The 16,596-nt window shown below is 51.8% G+C and carries 14 protein-coding genes and 3 pseudogenes; 8 read left to right on the top strand and 9 right to left on the bottom strand.

Translation table 11 applies throughout. The features are described from left to right. Positions 1–39: 39 nt before the first annotated feature. From ACFK9X_RS20310 to yqhD, 3 genes and pseudogenes are all read right to left on the bottom strand, one after another. Positions 40–1,525, bottom strand: a pseudogene (locus ACFK9X_RS20310) (DASS family sodium-coupled anion symporter). A gap of 165 nt (positions 1,526–1,690) precedes the next feature. Next, positions 1,691–2,518: pseudogene (dkgA, locus tag ACFK9X_RS20305) on the bottom strand (2,5-didehydrogluconate reductase DkgA). Positions 2,519–2,623: 105 nt separating this feature from the next. Further along, entirely contained in the window at positions 2,624–3,787 is a 1,164-nt protein-coding gene (yqhD, locus tag ACFK9X_RS20300; protein WP_000787713.1) for an alcohol dehydrogenase, read from the bottom strand. Between the two features lie 192 nt (positions 3,788–3,979). Here yqhD and ACFK9X_RS20295 point away from each other — a divergent pair, with 192 nt between their 5' ends. Next, positions 3,980–4,879, top strand: coding sequence for an AraC family transcriptional regulator (locus ACFK9X_RS20295; protein ID WP_151117529.1), 900 nt, complete (start codon positions 3,980–3,982; stop codon positions 4,877–4,879). 63 nt (positions 4,880–4,942) lie between these two features. On the opposite strand, the gene yghB is transcribed toward ACFK9X_RS20295, so the two are convergent. From yghB to ACFK9X_RS20280, 3 genes are all read right to left on the bottom strand, one after another. Continuing rightward, positions 4,943–5,602: a DedA family general envelope maintenance protein YghB gene (gene yghB / locus ACFK9X_RS20290; RefSeq protein WP_000268444.1), complete on the bottom strand. Its 660-nt coding sequence runs from the start codon at positions 5,600–5,602 to the stop codon at positions 4,943–4,945. A gap of 139 nt (positions 5,603–5,741) precedes the next feature. After that, complete coding sequence (gene metC / locus ACFK9X_RS20285; protein ID WP_023259267.1) at positions 5,742–6,929, bottom strand: cystathionine beta-lyase; 1,188 nt, start codon at positions 6,927–6,929, stop codon at positions 5,742–5,744. Positions 6,930–7,025: 96 nt separating this feature from the next. Next, positions 7,026–8,281 (bottom strand): IS3-like element ISSen1 family transposase gene (locus tag ACFK9X_RS20280; protein WP_151117527.1). Its coding sequence is split into 2 segments (ribosomal slippage): positions 7,026–7,930 and positions 7,930–8,281, totalling 1,257 coding nucleotides; the frame shifts between segments, so codons are not numbered across the junction. A gap of 214 nt (positions 8,282–8,495) precedes the next feature. Here ACFK9X_RS20280 and exbB point away from each other — a divergent pair. Then, positions 8,496–9,230 carry a tol-pal system-associated acyl-CoA thioesterase gene (exbB, locus tag ACFK9X_RS20275; protein ID WP_000527859.1) on the top strand — a complete coding sequence of 245 codons (735 nt, stop codon included), beginning with the start codon at positions 8,496–8,498 and terminating at the stop codon, positions 9,228–9,230. A 6-nt stretch (positions 9,231–9,236) separates the two neighbouring features. After that, complete coding sequence (gene exbD / locus ACFK9X_RS20270) at positions 9,237–9,662, top strand: TonB system transport protein ExbD (protein ID WP_001251476.1); 426 nt, start codon at positions 9,237–9,239, stop codon at positions 9,660–9,662. Positions 9,663–9,774: 112 nt separating this feature from the next. Here exbD and ACFK9X_RS20265 read toward each other — a convergent pair whose 3' ends face one another. The 3 genes from ACFK9X_RS20265 to ACFK9X_RS20255 form a co-directional block, all read right to left on the bottom strand. Beyond that, positions 9,775–10,659: an SDR family oxidoreductase gene (locus tag ACFK9X_RS20265; RefSeq protein WP_151117524.1), complete on the bottom strand. Its 885-nt coding sequence runs from the start codon at positions 10,657–10,659 to the stop codon at positions 9,775–9,777. Between the two features lie 123 nt (positions 10,660–10,782). Beyond that, complete coding sequence (locus ACFK9X_RS20260) at positions 10,783–11,187, bottom strand: hypothetical protein (RefSeq protein WP_000665658.1); 405 nt, start codon at positions 11,185–11,187, stop codon at positions 10,783–10,785. Beyond that, positions 11,174–11,584, bottom strand: coding sequence for a hypothetical protein (locus ACFK9X_RS20255; RefSeq protein WP_000936444.1), 411 nt, complete (start codon positions 11,582–11,584; stop codon positions 11,174–11,176). The genes ACFK9X_RS20260 and ACFK9X_RS20255 overlap by 14 nt, the downstream gene beginning before the upstream one ends. A 103-nt stretch (positions 11,585–11,687) precedes the next feature. On the opposite strand from ACFK9X_RS20255, the pseudogene ACFK9X_RS20250 reads away from it, so the two are divergent. From ACFK9X_RS20250 to hybO, 5 genes and pseudogenes are all read left to right on the top strand, one after another. Then, a pseudogene (locus ACFK9X_RS20250) lies at positions 11,688–12,192 on the top strand (ESA_00282 family adhesion-associated protein). A gap of 278 nt (positions 12,193–12,470) precedes the next feature. Beyond that, positions 12,471–12,965 (top strand): TIGR00645 family protein, encoded by a 495-nt coding sequence (locus ACFK9X_RS20245; protein ID WP_000439335.1) that lies wholly within the window; start codon positions 12,471–12,473, stop codon positions 12,963–12,965. 306 nt (positions 12,966–13,271) lie between these two features. Further along, positions 13,272–14,915 carry a methyl-accepting chemotaxis protein gene (locus ACFK9X_RS20240; RefSeq protein ID WP_151117522.1) on the top strand — a complete coding sequence of 548 codons (1,644 nt, stop codon included), beginning with the start codon at positions 13,272–13,274 and terminating at the stop codon, positions 14,913–14,915. A gap of 84 nt (positions 14,916–14,999) precedes the next feature. After that, complete coding sequence (locus ACFK9X_RS20235) at positions 15,000–15,287, top strand: DUF2623 family protein (protein WP_001059119.1); 288 nt, start codon at positions 15,000–15,002, stop codon at positions 15,285–15,287. Between the two features lie 189 nt (positions 15,288–15,476). Then, positions 15,477–16,595, top strand: coding sequence for a hydrogenase 2 small subunit (gene hybO, locus ACFK9X_RS20230; RefSeq protein ID WP_000145429.1), 1,119 nt, complete (start codon positions 15,477–15,479; stop codon positions 16,593–16,595). Position 16,596 lies beyond the last annotated feature (1 nt).

Raw genomic sequence — 16,596 nt, 5'->3', positions numbered from 1 at the left:
TTCTCCGTTAACCGAGGGGCTTATCGATGAGTTAAGCGTTTAATACAACCCTAACACTTTCCACCATGCGAGGCCGACTGTCAAAAAGACCGCCTGATTAAAGAGACTGATAATAAATCCCGTTCGCCACCAGACGCCCGTCGGTACATAGCCGGCGCCAAATAGAATGGGGCCGCGTGCGTGGGTATACTGCGTAAGAGAGCAGTACAGGCTGCTGGTAAACGCCAGCATGAGCGCCATCGGCGCCGCCGGGATATTCAGATGCAGACCGACACCCAGAAACACCGCATACAGCGCGGCGATTTGCGCGTTGCCGCTGGCGAAAAAATAGTGGGTATAAAAATAGGCTGCGTTAAGCAGCAGCAGGATGATTATCCAACTGGTTCCATGCATCGTACTGCCGATGCTGTCGCCAATCAGGTTGCCAAACCAACTGGTGAATCCTAGTTTCTTCAACTGGTTAGCCATCATCAGCAGCGCGGCAAACCAAATCAACGTATCCCAGGCGCCTTTTTCGCTTTTAACGTCTTCCCAGGTGAGCACGCCGCTCAGTAATAAAATCGAGAGACCGACAAAAGAGGCCGTCGTGGCATCCACGCCGAGCGAGCTGCCAAAAATCCATAGCACCAGCAACACGCCGACGGTCGCCAGCATGAGCCACTCGCCGCGCGTCATACTGCCCATTTGCGCCAGCTCTTTGCGCGCCAAATCCGGCGCATCCGGCGTATGTTTAATTTCCGGACGCGTCAGCCAGTAGACCAGCAGCGGGACGATAAGAAAAGAGACCAGGCAAGGCAGGAGCGCGGCGATAAACCAACTTCCCCAGCTCAACGTAACGCCGGCGTTCGCCGCCAGTTTTACCGCCAGCAGGTTACCCGTATAACCGGTCATAAACAGTGCGGCAGTGACGTCGTTAACATTGCCAATACAGGTGATCAGAAAGGTGCCGATTTTGCTGCGAGACTCATCTTCCGGATGTGAATCAAAGCTGCGCGCCAGCGAGTCGGCGATCGGGTAAATCACGCCGCCGCAGCGCGCGGTGTTACTGGGCATCGCGGGGGAGAGGATCAGATCGGCAAACGCCAGACCATAAGCCAGACCCAGCGTTCGTTTACCTAACAGACGGATCATTTGTAGGGCGATACGCCGACCCAGCCCGGTTTTGATAAACCCACGGGCAATCATAAAGGCGACGACGATAAGCCAGATCAGCGAACTGTTCAGCTCGCTCAAGGCCGTGGTAATCGCGCCGCTGGCCGTTTTGTCGCCGGCAGCATAGGCGAGCGCAAAGACGGTGATACCAATAATACCGACCGCGCCAATAGGCAGCACTTTCGCCACGATAGAGGCGATCGTCGCGACAAAAATAATCGCGGAATGCCAGGCCGGCGCGCTTAACCCGGAAGGGGGCGTTAGCTGCCACAGTCCGGCGGCGATAACCAGAATAAGAATGAATGGGAGCCATTTGACGCCCTGAGATTTTTTTTCCGCCACAATCACACATCCATAAATATTTTATATGCATTAAGTAAATTCATAATAAATATGAATAATTATTCACAAAATTAGAATAATTATGCGCTTGTGTGTGGGGGAAATATACTGTTAAATGCGCGTAATTGTTTCTTAATGTTTCGGAATGCAAAAAAGCCCGACGACATCGTCGGGCATGGCGTGCGATAAATCCGGCTTAACCGCCGAACTGATCCGGATCGGGGCCGAGGCGTTTTCCTTGAGCCAGTTTTGCGATCTCGCCTAATTCATCTTTATCGAGACGGAAATCCCAGACAGCAAAGTTTTCCGCGATACGGGAAGGGGTGACGGATTTCGGAATGACGACCAGCCCGCAGTCCAGATGCCAGCGAATAACAATCTGGGCGGGCGTTTTGCCGTATTTATCCGCCAGTTCGCGAATCACTTTCTGATCGAATACGCCTTCGCCACCCTGCGCCAGCGGGCTCCAGGACTCGGTCTGGATTTTATGCGTCGCATTCCACGCATGTAGCTGGCGCTGTTGCATCAAGGGGTGAAGCTCGATCTGGTTGATCACAGGGGTAACGCCGGTTTCATCGATCAGACGCTGGAGGTGATGGATCTGAAAGTTACAGACCCCGATACTCTTTACCAGCCCCTCTTTTTGCAGCGCGATCATGCCCTTCTAGGCGTCGACATAGTGATCGATAGCCGGTACGGGCCAGTGCATCAGATAGAGATCGAGATAATCAAGTTGCAGTTTTTTCAGACTCTCCTGCAGGGCTTCGCGGGGACGTTTTTGATCGTCATTCCACAACTTAGTGGTGATAAACAGCTCTTCCCGCGCCACGCTCGCTGCTTTTAGCGCTTTGCCGACGCCTTCTTCATTCTGATATGCTGTGGCGGTATCAATCGATCGATAGCCCACCTCCAGCGCTTTATGAATCGCCGCGATCACCTCTTCATTGCTTGCTTTCCAGACTCCCAGCCCAAGTTGTGGCATTACGTTGCCATCCTGTAGCCTGATAATGGTTGGATTAGCCATGATGTGTTCCTCTTTTAATTGGCTCGCCGGAGTCGGGTCCGGCGAGACTAAGTGACTTAAGTCTGGACGAAATGGCCAAAAACGAAAGTCAGAGGCGAAAAAACCTTAGCGCGCCGCTTCATAAATCCGACGGCTGACATCCAGCGTAATATCCTGATTTTCACCTAAATTTGTGCATCCATGCGCCTCAAGTTTAGCCAGTAGCGCCGGAATAGTGCTGCCATCCAGACCGTAATCGGACAAGTGGGTAGGCACGCCCATCTGTTCAAAGAAACGGCGGGTGGCGGCAATGGCGGCATCAATACGCTCGTCGTCGGAACCGTCGGTGATATTCCATACACGTTCAGCATATTGCAGGAGTTTTGCGCGTTTAACGTCTCGTTTTTCGTTCCATAGCGCAGGCAGAATGATAGCCAGCGTTTGGGCATGATCGAGACCGTGCATCGCGGTAAGCTCATGGCCCAGCATATGCGTCGCCCAGTCCTGCGGAACACCAGCGCCAATCAGGCCATTTAACGCCTGAGTAGCGGCCCACATCACGTTAGCGCGGACGTCATAGTTTTCAGGCTCTTGCAGCGCTTTGGGACCTTCTTCAATCAGTGTGAGTAAAATGCCTTCGGCGAAACGATCCTGAATTTTGCCGTTAACCGGGTAAGTGACGTACTGCTCAACGGTATGGACGAAAGCATCCACGACGCCGTTCGCAACCTGGCGCGGCGGCAATGTATAGGTGTAGACCGGATCCAGTACGGCAAACACCGGTTGCACGAACGAGGAGTGGAAGGCCTGTTTGTCGCCAGTAGTTTTACGGGAAATGACTGCGCCGGCGTTCGATTCTGAGCCGGTTGCCGGTAGGGTCAGCACAGACCCCATCGGGATTGCGCTACGAATCTCAGTACCGCCGGTTTCCAGAATGTGCCACGGATCGACGCCGTCCGTATACTGCGCCGCTGCGGCGATAAATTTGGTGCCGTCCAGTACGGAACCGCCGCCAACGGCCAGCAGGAAGGTAATACTTTCGTCGCGCACAAGCTGCACGGCCTTCATCAGCGTTTCATAGGACGGGTTCGGTTCAATACCGCCAAACTCCCGAACATCCAGTCCTTTTAACGCGTCCTGAACTTGCGCCAGTACGCCGGTCTTTTTCACGCTACCGCCGCCATAGGTAATCAGCACGCGGGCGTCCTGCGGGATCTGATCGCGGAGATCGACGATAGCGCCTTTACCAAACAGAATGCGGGTAGGGGTATGTAATTTGAAATTTTTCATTGCTCATTCCCTTATGTGGGTAAAAAGAGGGCAGGCGGCTGTCTGCCTGATGGTCATCATTGTGGTCTTGTGAGAGATGTCTCTCAATGCACATTTCTGCCAATGTTTTGCCTATTTCTCCAGAATGCTGGAGAAAATCGCTAAAAATGCGCACAATCCAGCGGAGTGGATTTGATAAAAAAATGGCGCGTTATGAATCGTGAAGCAATTTGCTTACAGTTGGCTGATAAAATTAATCATTTAAAAAATAATGATAAAATAATCAGCGAGCGGCTGGCGGGCATTCGTCTGTTGTATGGTGTTGAACCGGGGCCGCGCACGCCGGTCATGTATCAGCCTGGCATCATATTTCTCTTTTCCGGCCATAAAATTGGCTATATTAACAAGCGCAAGTTTCGTTATGACGCTAATGAATATCTCTTACTGACCGTGCCGCTCCCTTTTGAATGCGAGACCTGGGCGACGCCGGAGGTACCGTTGGCCGGTATTCGGCTCGACATTGATGTGCTGCAACTGCAAGAGTTGCTCATGGACATTGGCGAAGATGAGCGTTTCCAGTTGCCGATGGCGGCCAGCGGGATTAACTCCGCCACGCTGTCGGACGAGATTTTATGCGCGGTGGAAAGATTGCTGGATGTGATGGAGCGCCCGCTGGATGCGCGGATTCTGGGAAAACAGATTATTCGCGAAATTCTTTATCATGTGCTGATGGGGCCGCGCGGCGGGGCGCTGCTTGCGCTGGTTAGTCGCCAGACGCACTTTAGCCTGATCAGTCGCGTACTTAAACAGATCGAAATGAAATACACCGAGAACCTGAACGTTGAGCAACTGGCGGCAGAAGCGAACATGAGCGTGTCGGCGTTTCACCATAATTTTAAGGCGGTCACCAGCACCTCGCCGTTGCAGTATTTAAAAAGCTACCGACTGCATAAAGCGCGGATGATGATGATTCACGATGGTATGAAGGCCAGCGCCGCGGCGATGCGGGTCGGCTATGAGAGCGCATCGCAGTTTAGCCGGGAGTTTAAACGTTATTTTGACGTTACGCCGGGCGAAGATGCGGCAAGAATGCGGACAATGCAAGGGAGCTAAGTGGGGCATCCCGCCACGGGTCAACGAAGCGTAATCGGGCCATCCTGGCCGATTATGGATACGTCAGGCGTTACAGTATTTCTTTTTAATCACCACGACCAGCGTACCTAACAGCCCGGCGACCAGTAGCGCGACGGGAAGGATCATTAAAAATGTCATTACCTGGTCTTCATGGCGCTTAACAAACGGGATCATACTGAGCGCGTAGCCGAAGCTGGTCACGACAGTCACCCACAGCAGGCCGCTTAACCAGTTAAAAAACTGAAACCGGCGGTTGGACAGGCCGGAAATACCCGCCATTGTTGGCAGCAGAGTGCGGACAAACGCCAGAAAGCGCCCGGCAAGTAACGCTAACAAACCGTGACGGTCAAACATGCAGGTGGCGCGCTGATGATATTTTGCCGGAAGCTGCGCCAGCCAGCCTTTGACGGTACGCGTATTACCGAGCCAGCGTCCCTGGATATAACTTAGCCAGCAGCCGAGACTGGCCGCGGTGGTGAGAATGCCAATCGTCGGCAAAAAATGCATCACATCCTGGGCGATCAACGCGCCTGCCAGTAGCAGCAGACTATCGCCAGGTAAGAATGACGCTGGCAGCAGACCGTTTTCTAAAAATAGCGTGGCGAACATGACAAAGTAGACGACGCTAACAACGTGTGGATTCGCCAGCGCGGCAAAATCATGTTGCCAGAGCGCAGCGATAATATCTTGAATGACAGCCATGAACTTTCCTGTGGAACAGCATTTACGCTTTTATCTGCCTATTGTACTCCTGAATCGTCCGGGATGCCTTGATCCCGGACGCAACAAACGCAGACTTTTCCACGGAAATTGTCTGCATATATGTCCATCCCCGGCAACTTTACACAATTCTGGCGAAGCCGGCGGCTAAATCAGCGATCAAATCATCAACACTCTCTAAACCAATATGCACCCGAATCAGCGTACCGGTAAAATCTACGCCGCCTGCGGGACGAATCGCGGCGATCTGTTCCGGCTGATTAGCAATAATCAGCGATTCGTAGCCTCCCCAGGAGTAGGCCATACTGAACAGCGAAAAGTTATCCAGATAGGCTGATAATTCTGCCTCGGTCAGCTTTTTATTGAGCACAAAGGAGAACAGACCGCTGCTGCCTGTAAAGTCTCGTTTCCAGAACGCATGACCTTTGCTACCCGGCAGGGCCGGATGATTAACGCGCGCGACCTGAGGATGGTTCGCCAGCCATGCGGCGATTTTGAGGCTGCTTTCTTGATGCTGGCGCAGTCGGACACCGAGTGTGCGCAGACCGCGGCTGGTCATATAAGCCGTGTCGGCGTCGAGCATTTGCCCCATCAGATAGGCGTTTTCCCGCAATTGTTCCCAGCAGCGCGCATTTGCAACGGCAGTCCCGACCATCGCATCAGAATGACCAATCAGATATTTAGTGCCCGCCTGGATAGAGATATCAATATCGAATTCCAGAGCTTTGAACAGAACGCCAGCCGCCCAGGTATTATCAATCATGATGACGGCTTCTGGCGCGACGCGTCTGACCGCACTGACAATGGTAGGAATATCATGTACTTCCATGGTAATAGAACCGGGGGATTCCAGAAATACGACTTTCGTGTTCGGCTGAATATGTTGCGTGATATCAGCGCCGATGAGCGGGTCGAACCAGCTTGTCGTCACGCCCAGTTTGCCGAGAATTTTGCTGCAGAAATCCTGGCTGGGTTCATAGGCTGTGTTGGTCATCAGGATGTGGTCGCCCTGCTCAACGAATGCCAGAATGGTGTTGGCGACCGCCGCCGCGCCGCACGGGAAGAGCGCGCATCCGGCGCCGCCTTCCAGTTCACACATGGCTTCCTGGAGCGAAAAGTGGGTCAGCGTTCCCCGGCGTCCGTAAAATAATTCGCCGTTGGCGCGATTGCGGGTAGCGTGTTTTTTGGCCTCGACGGTGTCAAACACCAGTGAAGAAGCGCGTTGAATCACACTATTCACTGAGCCAAGCGTGTATTTTTTGCTGCGTCCTGCGTTTACCAGTTTGGTATCCAACTGTTTATCCGTCATGTTGCGTTTCCTGATTTTAACCGTCTGGATGTCTAAACTAGCATGAATATAACCATCTGCACCCTGGCGACGTGTGATACAGATGAAAATTTTTGACTAGTCCTGATATAGGTTGACAGTTTTTTGTCTGTAAAACGCCTGATGAACATCATCGGGCGTTTTGTATTTCAGGGCCAGGTGTGGCCGTTCATGGTTATAAATTGCCACGGACTCTTTTACTATTTCCCGCGCTTGCTCCAGGTCTGCAGGACGCGAGAGTAAAAACTCATTTTTCAGTATCCCGTTTATTCTCTCAGCCAGCGCATTCTGGTAGCAGTCGTAACCATCGGTCATTGAAAAGGTTATTCCGTTTCGCTCATGAACTGACTGATAAAGTACCGAACAGTATTGCAGTCCTCTGTCAGAGCGATGTACCAGCGGACCTGTCGTTTTTCTCCGCCTCAGAGCCTGCCTGAACGCCTTTACCACATTTTCTGTCTGCAGGTTTTCCCCGACATGGTAACCCACGATTTTTCTGGAGCAGGCATCGGTGACCAGACTCAGATAGGCCGTGCCGCTGCGTAGTGGAAGGTAAGTAATATCGGCGACCCAGACCTGCTCTGGCTCAAGGGCGGTAACCTGTTCAGGGCCGGGTTTCAGCAGATTAGGATGCCGGTAAAAGCGATGATGGCTGTTGGTGGTTTTGTGATATGCCCGTTTCACGGGGACCAGGAGCCGGTATTCACCCAGCAGATTAAACAGACGGTCCCGTCCGATATTCAGCGTTTTATCGGCCTGCATGTTCAGCAGATAGTGCAGTTTACGCGTACCGATTCGCGGCTGGCGGCACCGGGTACGGGCAACAAAATCAAGAACCTGAGCATGATGCTCCTGCCGTTTATTACATCTTGTATTGTACTGGTACCACGCCTGTCTGCTGTGCCCCAGGAACTGACATGCACGCGTAACTGTTATTTTGGGGGCCTGACTTTGCGTGAGGACTTGCCGGGCCGCTTTTTTACAACACTTACCCCGTAATCATTTTTCAGGACGTTGATAACGGACTCAAAAAACTCAGCTTTCTGGTTTGCCAGCTCAAGCTGTTCTTCAAGTTCCCTGATTCTTTGCTCGGGTGTCAGCGGGATAGTTGTCTGAGCCACAGGCAGTTTCCTCTTCACCAGGTCAGGAAGTCCGGGTCTCCAGTCAAGCCGGCCATATTTACGCAGCCAGACAAGTACGGTGGAGCGCCCCTGAATGCCATATCGCTGCTGGGCCTGTTTATAGGTCATCTCGCCTTTTTCGACCTGCTCAACGACGGCTATTTTAAAGGATAGAGGATAATCGCGTTGGGTGCGTTTGAACTCAGTCATCATCACGTTCTCCGGATTTAAGTCTGGAACGTGTCAACGCTATTCAGGACGGGTCATTTGCCAAAATAAAAACAGGTGGCTTTTTTAATGCGTAAGCGCAAAGAAAAAGCAGTAAAGGTGCGGCAGTATGTAAATAGTAATGAGAACGACTATCAATTCGACGTTGTTTTGATATTATTATGCTCAGATTTTGTGATTTGCGTCCTGGAGATACAGAGTGGGTAATAATTTGATGCAGACGGATCTTTCCGTCTGGGGCATGTATCAGCACGCCGATATTGTCGTGAAGTGCGTGATGATTGGTTTGATTCTGGCGTCAGTCGTCACCTGGGCTATCTTCTTCAGTAAAAGCGTTGAATTTTTCACGCAAAAGCGCCGCTTAAAGCGCGAACAATTGCAATTAGCCGATGCGCGCTCCTTAGATCAGGCTTCCGACATTGCGGCAGGTTTCAGCGCAAAAAGCCTCAGCGCACAACTCATCAATGAAGCGCAGAATGAACTGGAACTCTCTCAGGGCAGCGAAGATAACGAAGGGATTAAAGAACGTACCGGCTTCCGTCTGGAACGTCGCGTCGCGGCAGTTGGCCGCTACATGGGACGAGGCAACGGTTATCTGGCGACGATCGGCGCCATTTCCCCCTTCGTCGGGTTGTTTGGCACCGTATGGGGCATTATGAATAGCTTCATCGGTATTGCGCAAACGCAGACCACCAACCTGGCGGTGGTTGCTCCTGGTATTGCGGAAGCGCTGCTGGCGACGGCGATTGGGCTGGTAGCCGCGATCCCGGCGGTCGTCATTTACAACATCTTCGCACGTCAGATAGGCAGTTACAAAGCGACGCTGGGCGACGTGGCGGCGCAGGTATTGCTGCTGCAAAGCCGCGATCTCGATCTGAATGCGAGCGCCAGTGCGCAGCCGGTACGCGCCGCGCAGAAATTACGGGTAGGGTAATGCGTCATGGCAATGCGTCTTAACGAGAACCTGGATGACAACGGCGAAATGCATGAAATCAACGTGACGCCGTTTATCGATGTCATGTTGGTTCTGCTGATTATCTTTATGGTGGCTGCGCCGCTGGCGACGGTGGACGTCAAGGTGAATCTGCCCGCTTCTACCAGTACGCCACAGCCGCGTCCGGAAAAACCGGTTTATCTGTCGGTGAAAGCGGATAACACCATGTTTATCGGTAACGATCCGGTGACGGATGATACTATGATTGCCGAGCTAACGGCCCTGACGGAAGGGAAAAAGGATACTACGATTTTCTTCCGCGCGGATAAAACCGTAGAGTATGAAACCCTGATGAAAGTGATGGATATGCTGCATCAGGCGGGCTATCTCAAAATTGGTCTGGTCGGCGAAGAGACCGCGAAAGCGAAATAAGTATTCTGCTGACGCTGTAGGCCGGGTAAGGCGAAGTCGCCACCCGGCTTTTTTATTGCCTAAAGTGGCGCCTTGCTTAACAGAATTGCGCCACCTTAATCGACTTCATGCGTTAGCCTAAATGCTCCCCGCCGCACACGCCGTGCACTTCTGCGGTAACGTAACTGGATTCCTGGCTTGCCAGATAGACATACACCGGCGCCAGCTCTACCGGTTGGCCGGCCCGCTTCATTGGCGTCTGCTGACCAAACTGCGGAATTTTATCCTGGGTTTGACCGCCGGAAATTTGCAGCGCTGTCCAGATAGGGCCAGGCGCGACAATATTCACACGAATTCCTTTTTCCGCCACCTGTTTCGTCAGGCCACGGCTGTAATTGAGGATTGCCGCCTTGGTTGCCGCATAATCCAGCAGGTGCGGACTGGGCTGATACGCCTGGATAGACGACGTTGTGATAATACTGGCGCCTTTTGGCAGCATCGGAATCGCTTCCTGGGTTATCCAGAACAGAGCAAAAACGTTAACGGCGAAGGTTTGCTGAAATTGCTCGCTGGTCAGATCTTTTATCTCCGGGATTGCCGTCTGTTTACCGGCCACCAGCGCCAGAATGTCCAGCCCGCCCAGCGCTTCACGCGCCTTATGGACCAGCGAACGGGCGAAAGATTCGTCGCTAAGATCGCCTGGCAATAACACCGCTTTACGGCCGCACTCCTCAATCAGCGCTTTAACCTGCTGGGCGTCCTCTTCTTCCGCTGGCAGATAGTTGATCGCGACATCTGCGCCTTCACGCGCGTAAGCGATAGCGGCAGCGCGCCCAATCCCGGAGTCGCCCCCTGTCACCAGCGCCTTACGATCTTTAAGGCGACCACTGCCGACATAACTTTTTTCACCACAGTCAGGAACAGGCGTCATTTTCGCCTGGACGCCGGGCGCCGGCTGTTTTTGCTTAGGATACTCGCCGGTGTAATACTGCGTGGTAGGGTCGTATAGATGAGACATTGAGCTTCTCCCTTCAGGTTGAACACCCTTTAAGCGTAGACACTTTTACTACCGTAAGAGGGAGAATCAGAACGATCCTTATGCTTCGCCCGTATTCACAACAGAGTTAACTAGCCATGAAGGTTATTTTTCTCGCCGTGCGACGGTGGTGACGTTGCGCGTCCGGTAGTCGCCATCGGAAAGCTTACGCGTCAGACGTAGGGTTGCCGTCTCGCGAGCCAGCAGATGCTGCCAGTCACTTTCAAGACGAGACATAATTTTGTCTCGTAATTCAGGATGCTGCTCGATAATGGCATTGATGGTCGCGCCATAAATCTCCTCTTTGACCTGTAACGCATACATCTCCCGTCGGTTTTGCCACTTCAGGCGTACTAACGCCGCCGGTATGGATACCACCTCCTGCGTTACCTTTTCCAGGGTGGCATTTTTGCTGGCGATTAGCGCTGCAAGATTTTGCTTTAAGATAAATTCATCACTTTTATGGTTGTCTAAAGCCAAATAAACGTTATTGTCTTCAACTTCTTTCATCTTTATCTTCCAGTGAATAAAATAGCGGCATATCGGTTTCGCGAGTGATTAAATTAAGCCAAATGGCATTGCCTTTTTCATTTATCATTGCGGTTTTATCCGCCAGTATTTTACTTAGCGTTTGGGCATCAATATCGCCTTCTGCCTGTAGTGCGTTTATCAGGCGGGCAAACGTTTCAATTTTAGCCACACAATACAGACGTTCTTTAATATGACGGTCGCGTTCTTCAAATAATACGTTTCTGTGTTGCCCGGCAGCGTTAGCGCTAATTAAAATATCGGGCTCGTAATCGCTGAGTTTTGTCTTTCCCTTAGGCAAATTTTTACTGTTTTCTGTGGCTTCAGGGGGCGGCGATGACAGGCGAAAATGAGAGGAAACCAGATGCTCAGGAAGCATGACTAAATATCCTTTACGATCAGTGGTATACTATTTTTAATAGTGTAGGTTTCGTTGACAATAACATGGCGTAATTTTAAAATCAAAAAAAATGGAGCCTGCTATGAACAGTATTTTTTATTCTGTTATTATATTGCTATTACTGACCGGCGCGATACATCTTCCTGATGTGGGAGGTTAATAAAAAACGTCCTGGTGGAAAAATCGTAAATTTAAATCAAACTGAACCCATGACAAAGGAAGAGGGCGAAGATCATTTCTCAGTATTAATGAATTCGATAACGCCGGTATGGTACTGGCGCGTTAACCATGAATATATCGATTTCCTTCATGCAACGATAAAACGAATGACAATGACTGAGTTGAATGAAACGCCTGGATTATTTGACGCACAGCGTCGTTGCAGCGACCTTAACTCTGCCGTTTATAAGTATTACGACAATATTAAGAAGCGTTGTCTGAACGGAGAAAAGGTGCCGTATTCGGATTTGGACGTCCTTAATTTACGCCAGTGTTTTCGTGAGTTCAGTCTTGAAGCCTACCCGGCGTTGGTCGAGCTGGTATGGCCGGAATATCAGCGCCCACAGGTTAACCCGGATGAGACTTAGAGCCTATCCCATTAGGGCTATTTTACTTGCCATTTTGGACCTGGGCAGTGCTCGCCAAAACGCGTTAGCGTTTTGAACGCCGCTTGCGGCGGCCCGAAGGGCGAGCGTAGCGAGTCAAACCTCACGTACTACGTGTACGCTCCGGTTTTTGCGCGCTGTCCGTGTCCAAACTGGCTGCGCCAATAACGCCTGGTGGGATAGGCTCTTAACTGCATGTTGATCTGATGTTGCATGGTTGAGATATACTGTTGCTGGTTTTAGTTACCTGACAGGTCCCTATGGAACGCTTTCTTGAAAATGTAATGTATGCGTCTCGCTGGCTGCTCGCGCCGGTGTATTTTGGCCTCTCTTTGGCGCTGATCGCTTTAGCGCTAAAATTTTTCCAGGAAATTCTACACGTTCTGCCGAACGTTTTTGCCCTGGCGGAGGCCGATCTGATCCTGGTGCTGTTATCGCTGGTTGATATGACGCTGGTCGGCGGGTTGCTGGTAATGGTCATGTTCTCCGGGTATGAGAATTTTGTCTCTCAGCTGGATATCTCTGCGGGCAAGGAGAAGCTGAACTGGCTGGGGAAAATGGATGCGACGTCGCTAAAAAATAAGGTGGCGGCATCGATAGTCGCTATCTCTTCCATTCACCTGTTACGCGTGTTTATGGACGCGAAAAACGTCCCGGATAACAAATTAATGTGGTATGTCATCATCCATCTGACCTTTGTCCTGTCGGCGTTTGTGATGGGCTATCTGGACAGATTGACGCGGCATAACCATTGAGCCGCCGTCAACGGCGGGGCAGTTGGGCAAAGGACGCTGAGCCCGGCTGTAAAACAGCGCTTCTTTAACGGCGGATAACCGTCTTCCTGCAGCCTTACGCAATATTTTTACTACATCTATTCATTTACCCAGTAATAAGACTAAAAGATTTTCTCTGCGTTCACAGATATATAACATCTGCGGGTACGTGAACGGCGATAACTGTAAAAAAATGGAGAATGCATTATATATTCTCCGCGCCTTGCCGATAACGAGAGTGCGTCATCGTCTGATGACTAATCTCTTATATTCAGCAAGGAAATTCATATGCGTTTGCTGCAAAACTTTATTATTCGTATGGTCATGCTGACGATACTGGGACTTTTTTGTCTACTCTGGTCGGGGGTGGGGTTATACAGCGTCCATGCTTTATCCGAAGTTTCGGAAGGAAATGATATTGACCGGCATCTTGTGCGGCAAATGACGGTGCTAAGCCAGGGTAACGATCAATATTTCCGCTTTGTTACCCGCCTTAGCCGCGCGATGGATGTAAAAATCGGCGGCGGCACGCCCGATTTTGCGCCCGCCCGGCAGTCGCTCGAGAATATGCGTCAGAAGCTGGAGGAGATGAAAGCGCTATCGCCAGGGCCGATGAACCCTGATATCTCAAGGGAGGTCTTGTCCAACTGGCAGGCCTTGCTGGAGAAAGGCGTCGTTCCTCAAATGCAACTGGCGCAGCAAGGATCGCTGACCGCCTGGAGCGAACATGCCAGTACGGTCACGCCCGCACTCAGTCGCGCGTTCGGCGCCAGCGCGGAACGGTTTAGTCATGAAGCTGGCGCCATGCTGGATAACACACGTGTGATGGTCGATGGTAAAACCTATACCATCCGCATCCTGCTTATCACGGCGGTGATTCTGGGCATTGCTATCCTGATTTTTACCGATCGCTATCTGGTTGCAATGATGGTGAAACCGCTGGAGCGTATCCGTCAGCAGTTTCAGCGTATCGCGCAAGGCGATCTTAGCCAGCCGATTGAAGCGTTGGGGCGTAACTGCGTAGGCCGGTTGGTGCCGCTACTGCGCGCGATGCAGGACAGTTTACGCGAAGCCGTGAGTACGATCCGCGCCGGAAGCGACAATATCTGGCGCGGCGCGACGGAAATTTCTACCGGTAATAACGATCTCTCTTCCCGAACGGAAGAACAGGCCGCCGCGCTGGAAGAAACTGCCGCCAGCATGGAACAGCTTACCGCAACGGTGAAAATGAACGCCGAACACGCTCGCCAGGCGAGTCAGCTTGCGGATGCCGCCTCGCTAACGGCAGGAAAAGGCGGTGAACTGGTTTCCGATGTGGTAGAAACAATGAACGGTATTTCCGCCAGTTCGCAGCAGATCGCGGAAATTACTACCGTAATTAATAGTATTGCTTTCCAGACCAATATTCTGGCCTTGAACGCAGCGGTAGAAGCGGCCAGAGCGGGCGAGCAGGGACGCGGCTTCGTGGTGGTCGCCGGTGAGGTACGTAACCTGGCCAGCCGCAGCGCGGGGGCGGCGAAAGAAATTGAAGCCTTAATTGGCGAATCGGTACGTCGCGTAGCGCAGGGCGCGCAGTTGGTCCAGGAGACCGGCGCGACGATGGACGCCATCCTGCGCGGCGTCACGGAAGTGACGACGATTATGAAACAGATCGCGTCCGCCTCCGAAGAACAGAGTAAAGGTATTTCTCAGGTTGGCGTGGCGATCACGCAAATGGATAGCGTTACGCAACAAAACGCCGCGCTGGTTGAGCAGGTTTCCGCGGCGGCGGCGGCGCTGGAACGGCAGACGGAGGATTTGCAACGCTCCGTACAGCAGTTCCGGCTTTCCGCTAGTGAGCCGCAACAACGCGTAACGGCGAAAGCGGCGCCTGGCGTTCAGAGAATGGCGTCGGCTCCCGCACAGTCTACTGATGAATGGGTTTCCTTCTGATGTGAAGCAAAAAAGCGCGTAATGCGCTGGCCTTCATTTAATTAGTCGCTATATAATTTATTATATAGCGACTAAGGAGGTCAGATGAATAATCATTTTGGGAAAGGGTTAATGGCTGGGTTGCACGCGCCATATGCATATAGCGCGCATCATGCGGTGAATTTCTGTTCTGAGTATAAACGTGGCTTTGTATTGGGTTTTACACACCGTATGTTCGAAAAGACCGGCGATCGTCAACTTAGCGCGTGGGAGGCCGGAATTCTAACGCGTCGCTATGGTCTGGATAAAGAAATGGTGATGGATTTCTTTAAAGAGAATCATTCCGGGATGGCGGTTCGCTTCTTTATGGCCGGTTATCGACTCGAAGGTTGATCCAACAGGGGTATTATCTTGCTTTAATTAATTACACTATCGCCTCTTCCCTTCGTTTTACTGTTCCGTCGAAGTATTATGGCGCACATAACCATAAAAAAAGTGTGGTAAATGGCGTACCGATCGCAATAACTTCTTCGCGAACAGTGCAAAATAAAAGCCAGGTCTTCGTAACGGAATAACTATAAAATGACTGGAGATAATACTCTCATCACTTCTCACGGCATTAACCGTCGTGATTTCATGAAGCTTTGTGCAGCACTGGCCGCTACTATGGGGCTCAGTAGCAAAGCCGCCGCAGAAATGGCAGAATCGGTATCCAATCCACAGCGTCCGCCCGTTATCTGGATTGGCGCTCAGGAGTGTACCGGTTGTACCGAATCACTGCTTCGTGCTACACACCCAACCGTTGAAAACCTCGTTCTGGAGACTATCTCTCTGGAATACCACGAGGTACTTTCCGCCGCATTCGGTCACCAGGTCGAAGAAAACAAACATAACGCTCTGGAGAAGTATAAAGGGCAATATGTTCTGGTGGTGGATGGTTCTATCCCACTAAAAGATAACGGTATCTACTGCATGGTTGCCGGCGAGCCGATCGTGGATCACATCCGCAAAGCCGCTGATGGCGCAGCCGCGATTATCGCTATCGGTTCCTGCTCGGCATGGGGCGGCGTTGCTGCGGCTGGCGTAAACCCAACCGGCGCTGTCAGTCTGCAGGAAGTCTTACCGGGCAAAACGGTTATCAATATTCCAGGTTGTCCGCCAAACCCGCATAACTTCCTGGCGACCGTCGCGCATATCATCACTTACGGCACGCCGCCGAAGCTGGATGCGAAAAATCGTCCAACCTTTGCCTATGGCCGTCTGATTCATGAGCATTGCGAACGTCGTCCACACTTCGACGCAGGCCGTTTTGCCAAAGAATTTGGCGACGAAGGCCACCGTCAGGGCTGGTGTCTCTACCATCTTGGCTGTAAAGGGCCGGAAACCTGGGGCAACTGTTCTACGTTACAGTTCTGTGACGTTGGCGGCGTCTGGCCAGTGGCGATCGGTCATCCTTGCTATGGCTGTAACGAAGAAGGTATCGGCTTCCATAAGGGCATTCACCAGCTTGCTCATGTCGAAAACCAAACTCCGCGTTCAGAGAAACCTGACGTCAATATGAAAGAAGGCGGCAATATCTCTGCGGGCGCTGTCGGTCTGCTTGGCGGCGTAGTCGGTCTGGTTGCCGGCGTCAGCGTGATGGCGGTACGTGAACTGGGGCGTCAGCAAAAGAAAGATAACGCTGACTCACGGGGAGAATAAC

The organism is Salmonella sp. WC3 (assembly GCF_042932255.1).
Lineage (GTDB): Bacteria > Pseudomonadota > Gammaproteobacteria > Enterobacterales > Enterobacteriaceae > Salmonella > Salmonella enterica.
This window is presented reverse-complemented; position numbering and strand designations above follow the sequence as displayed.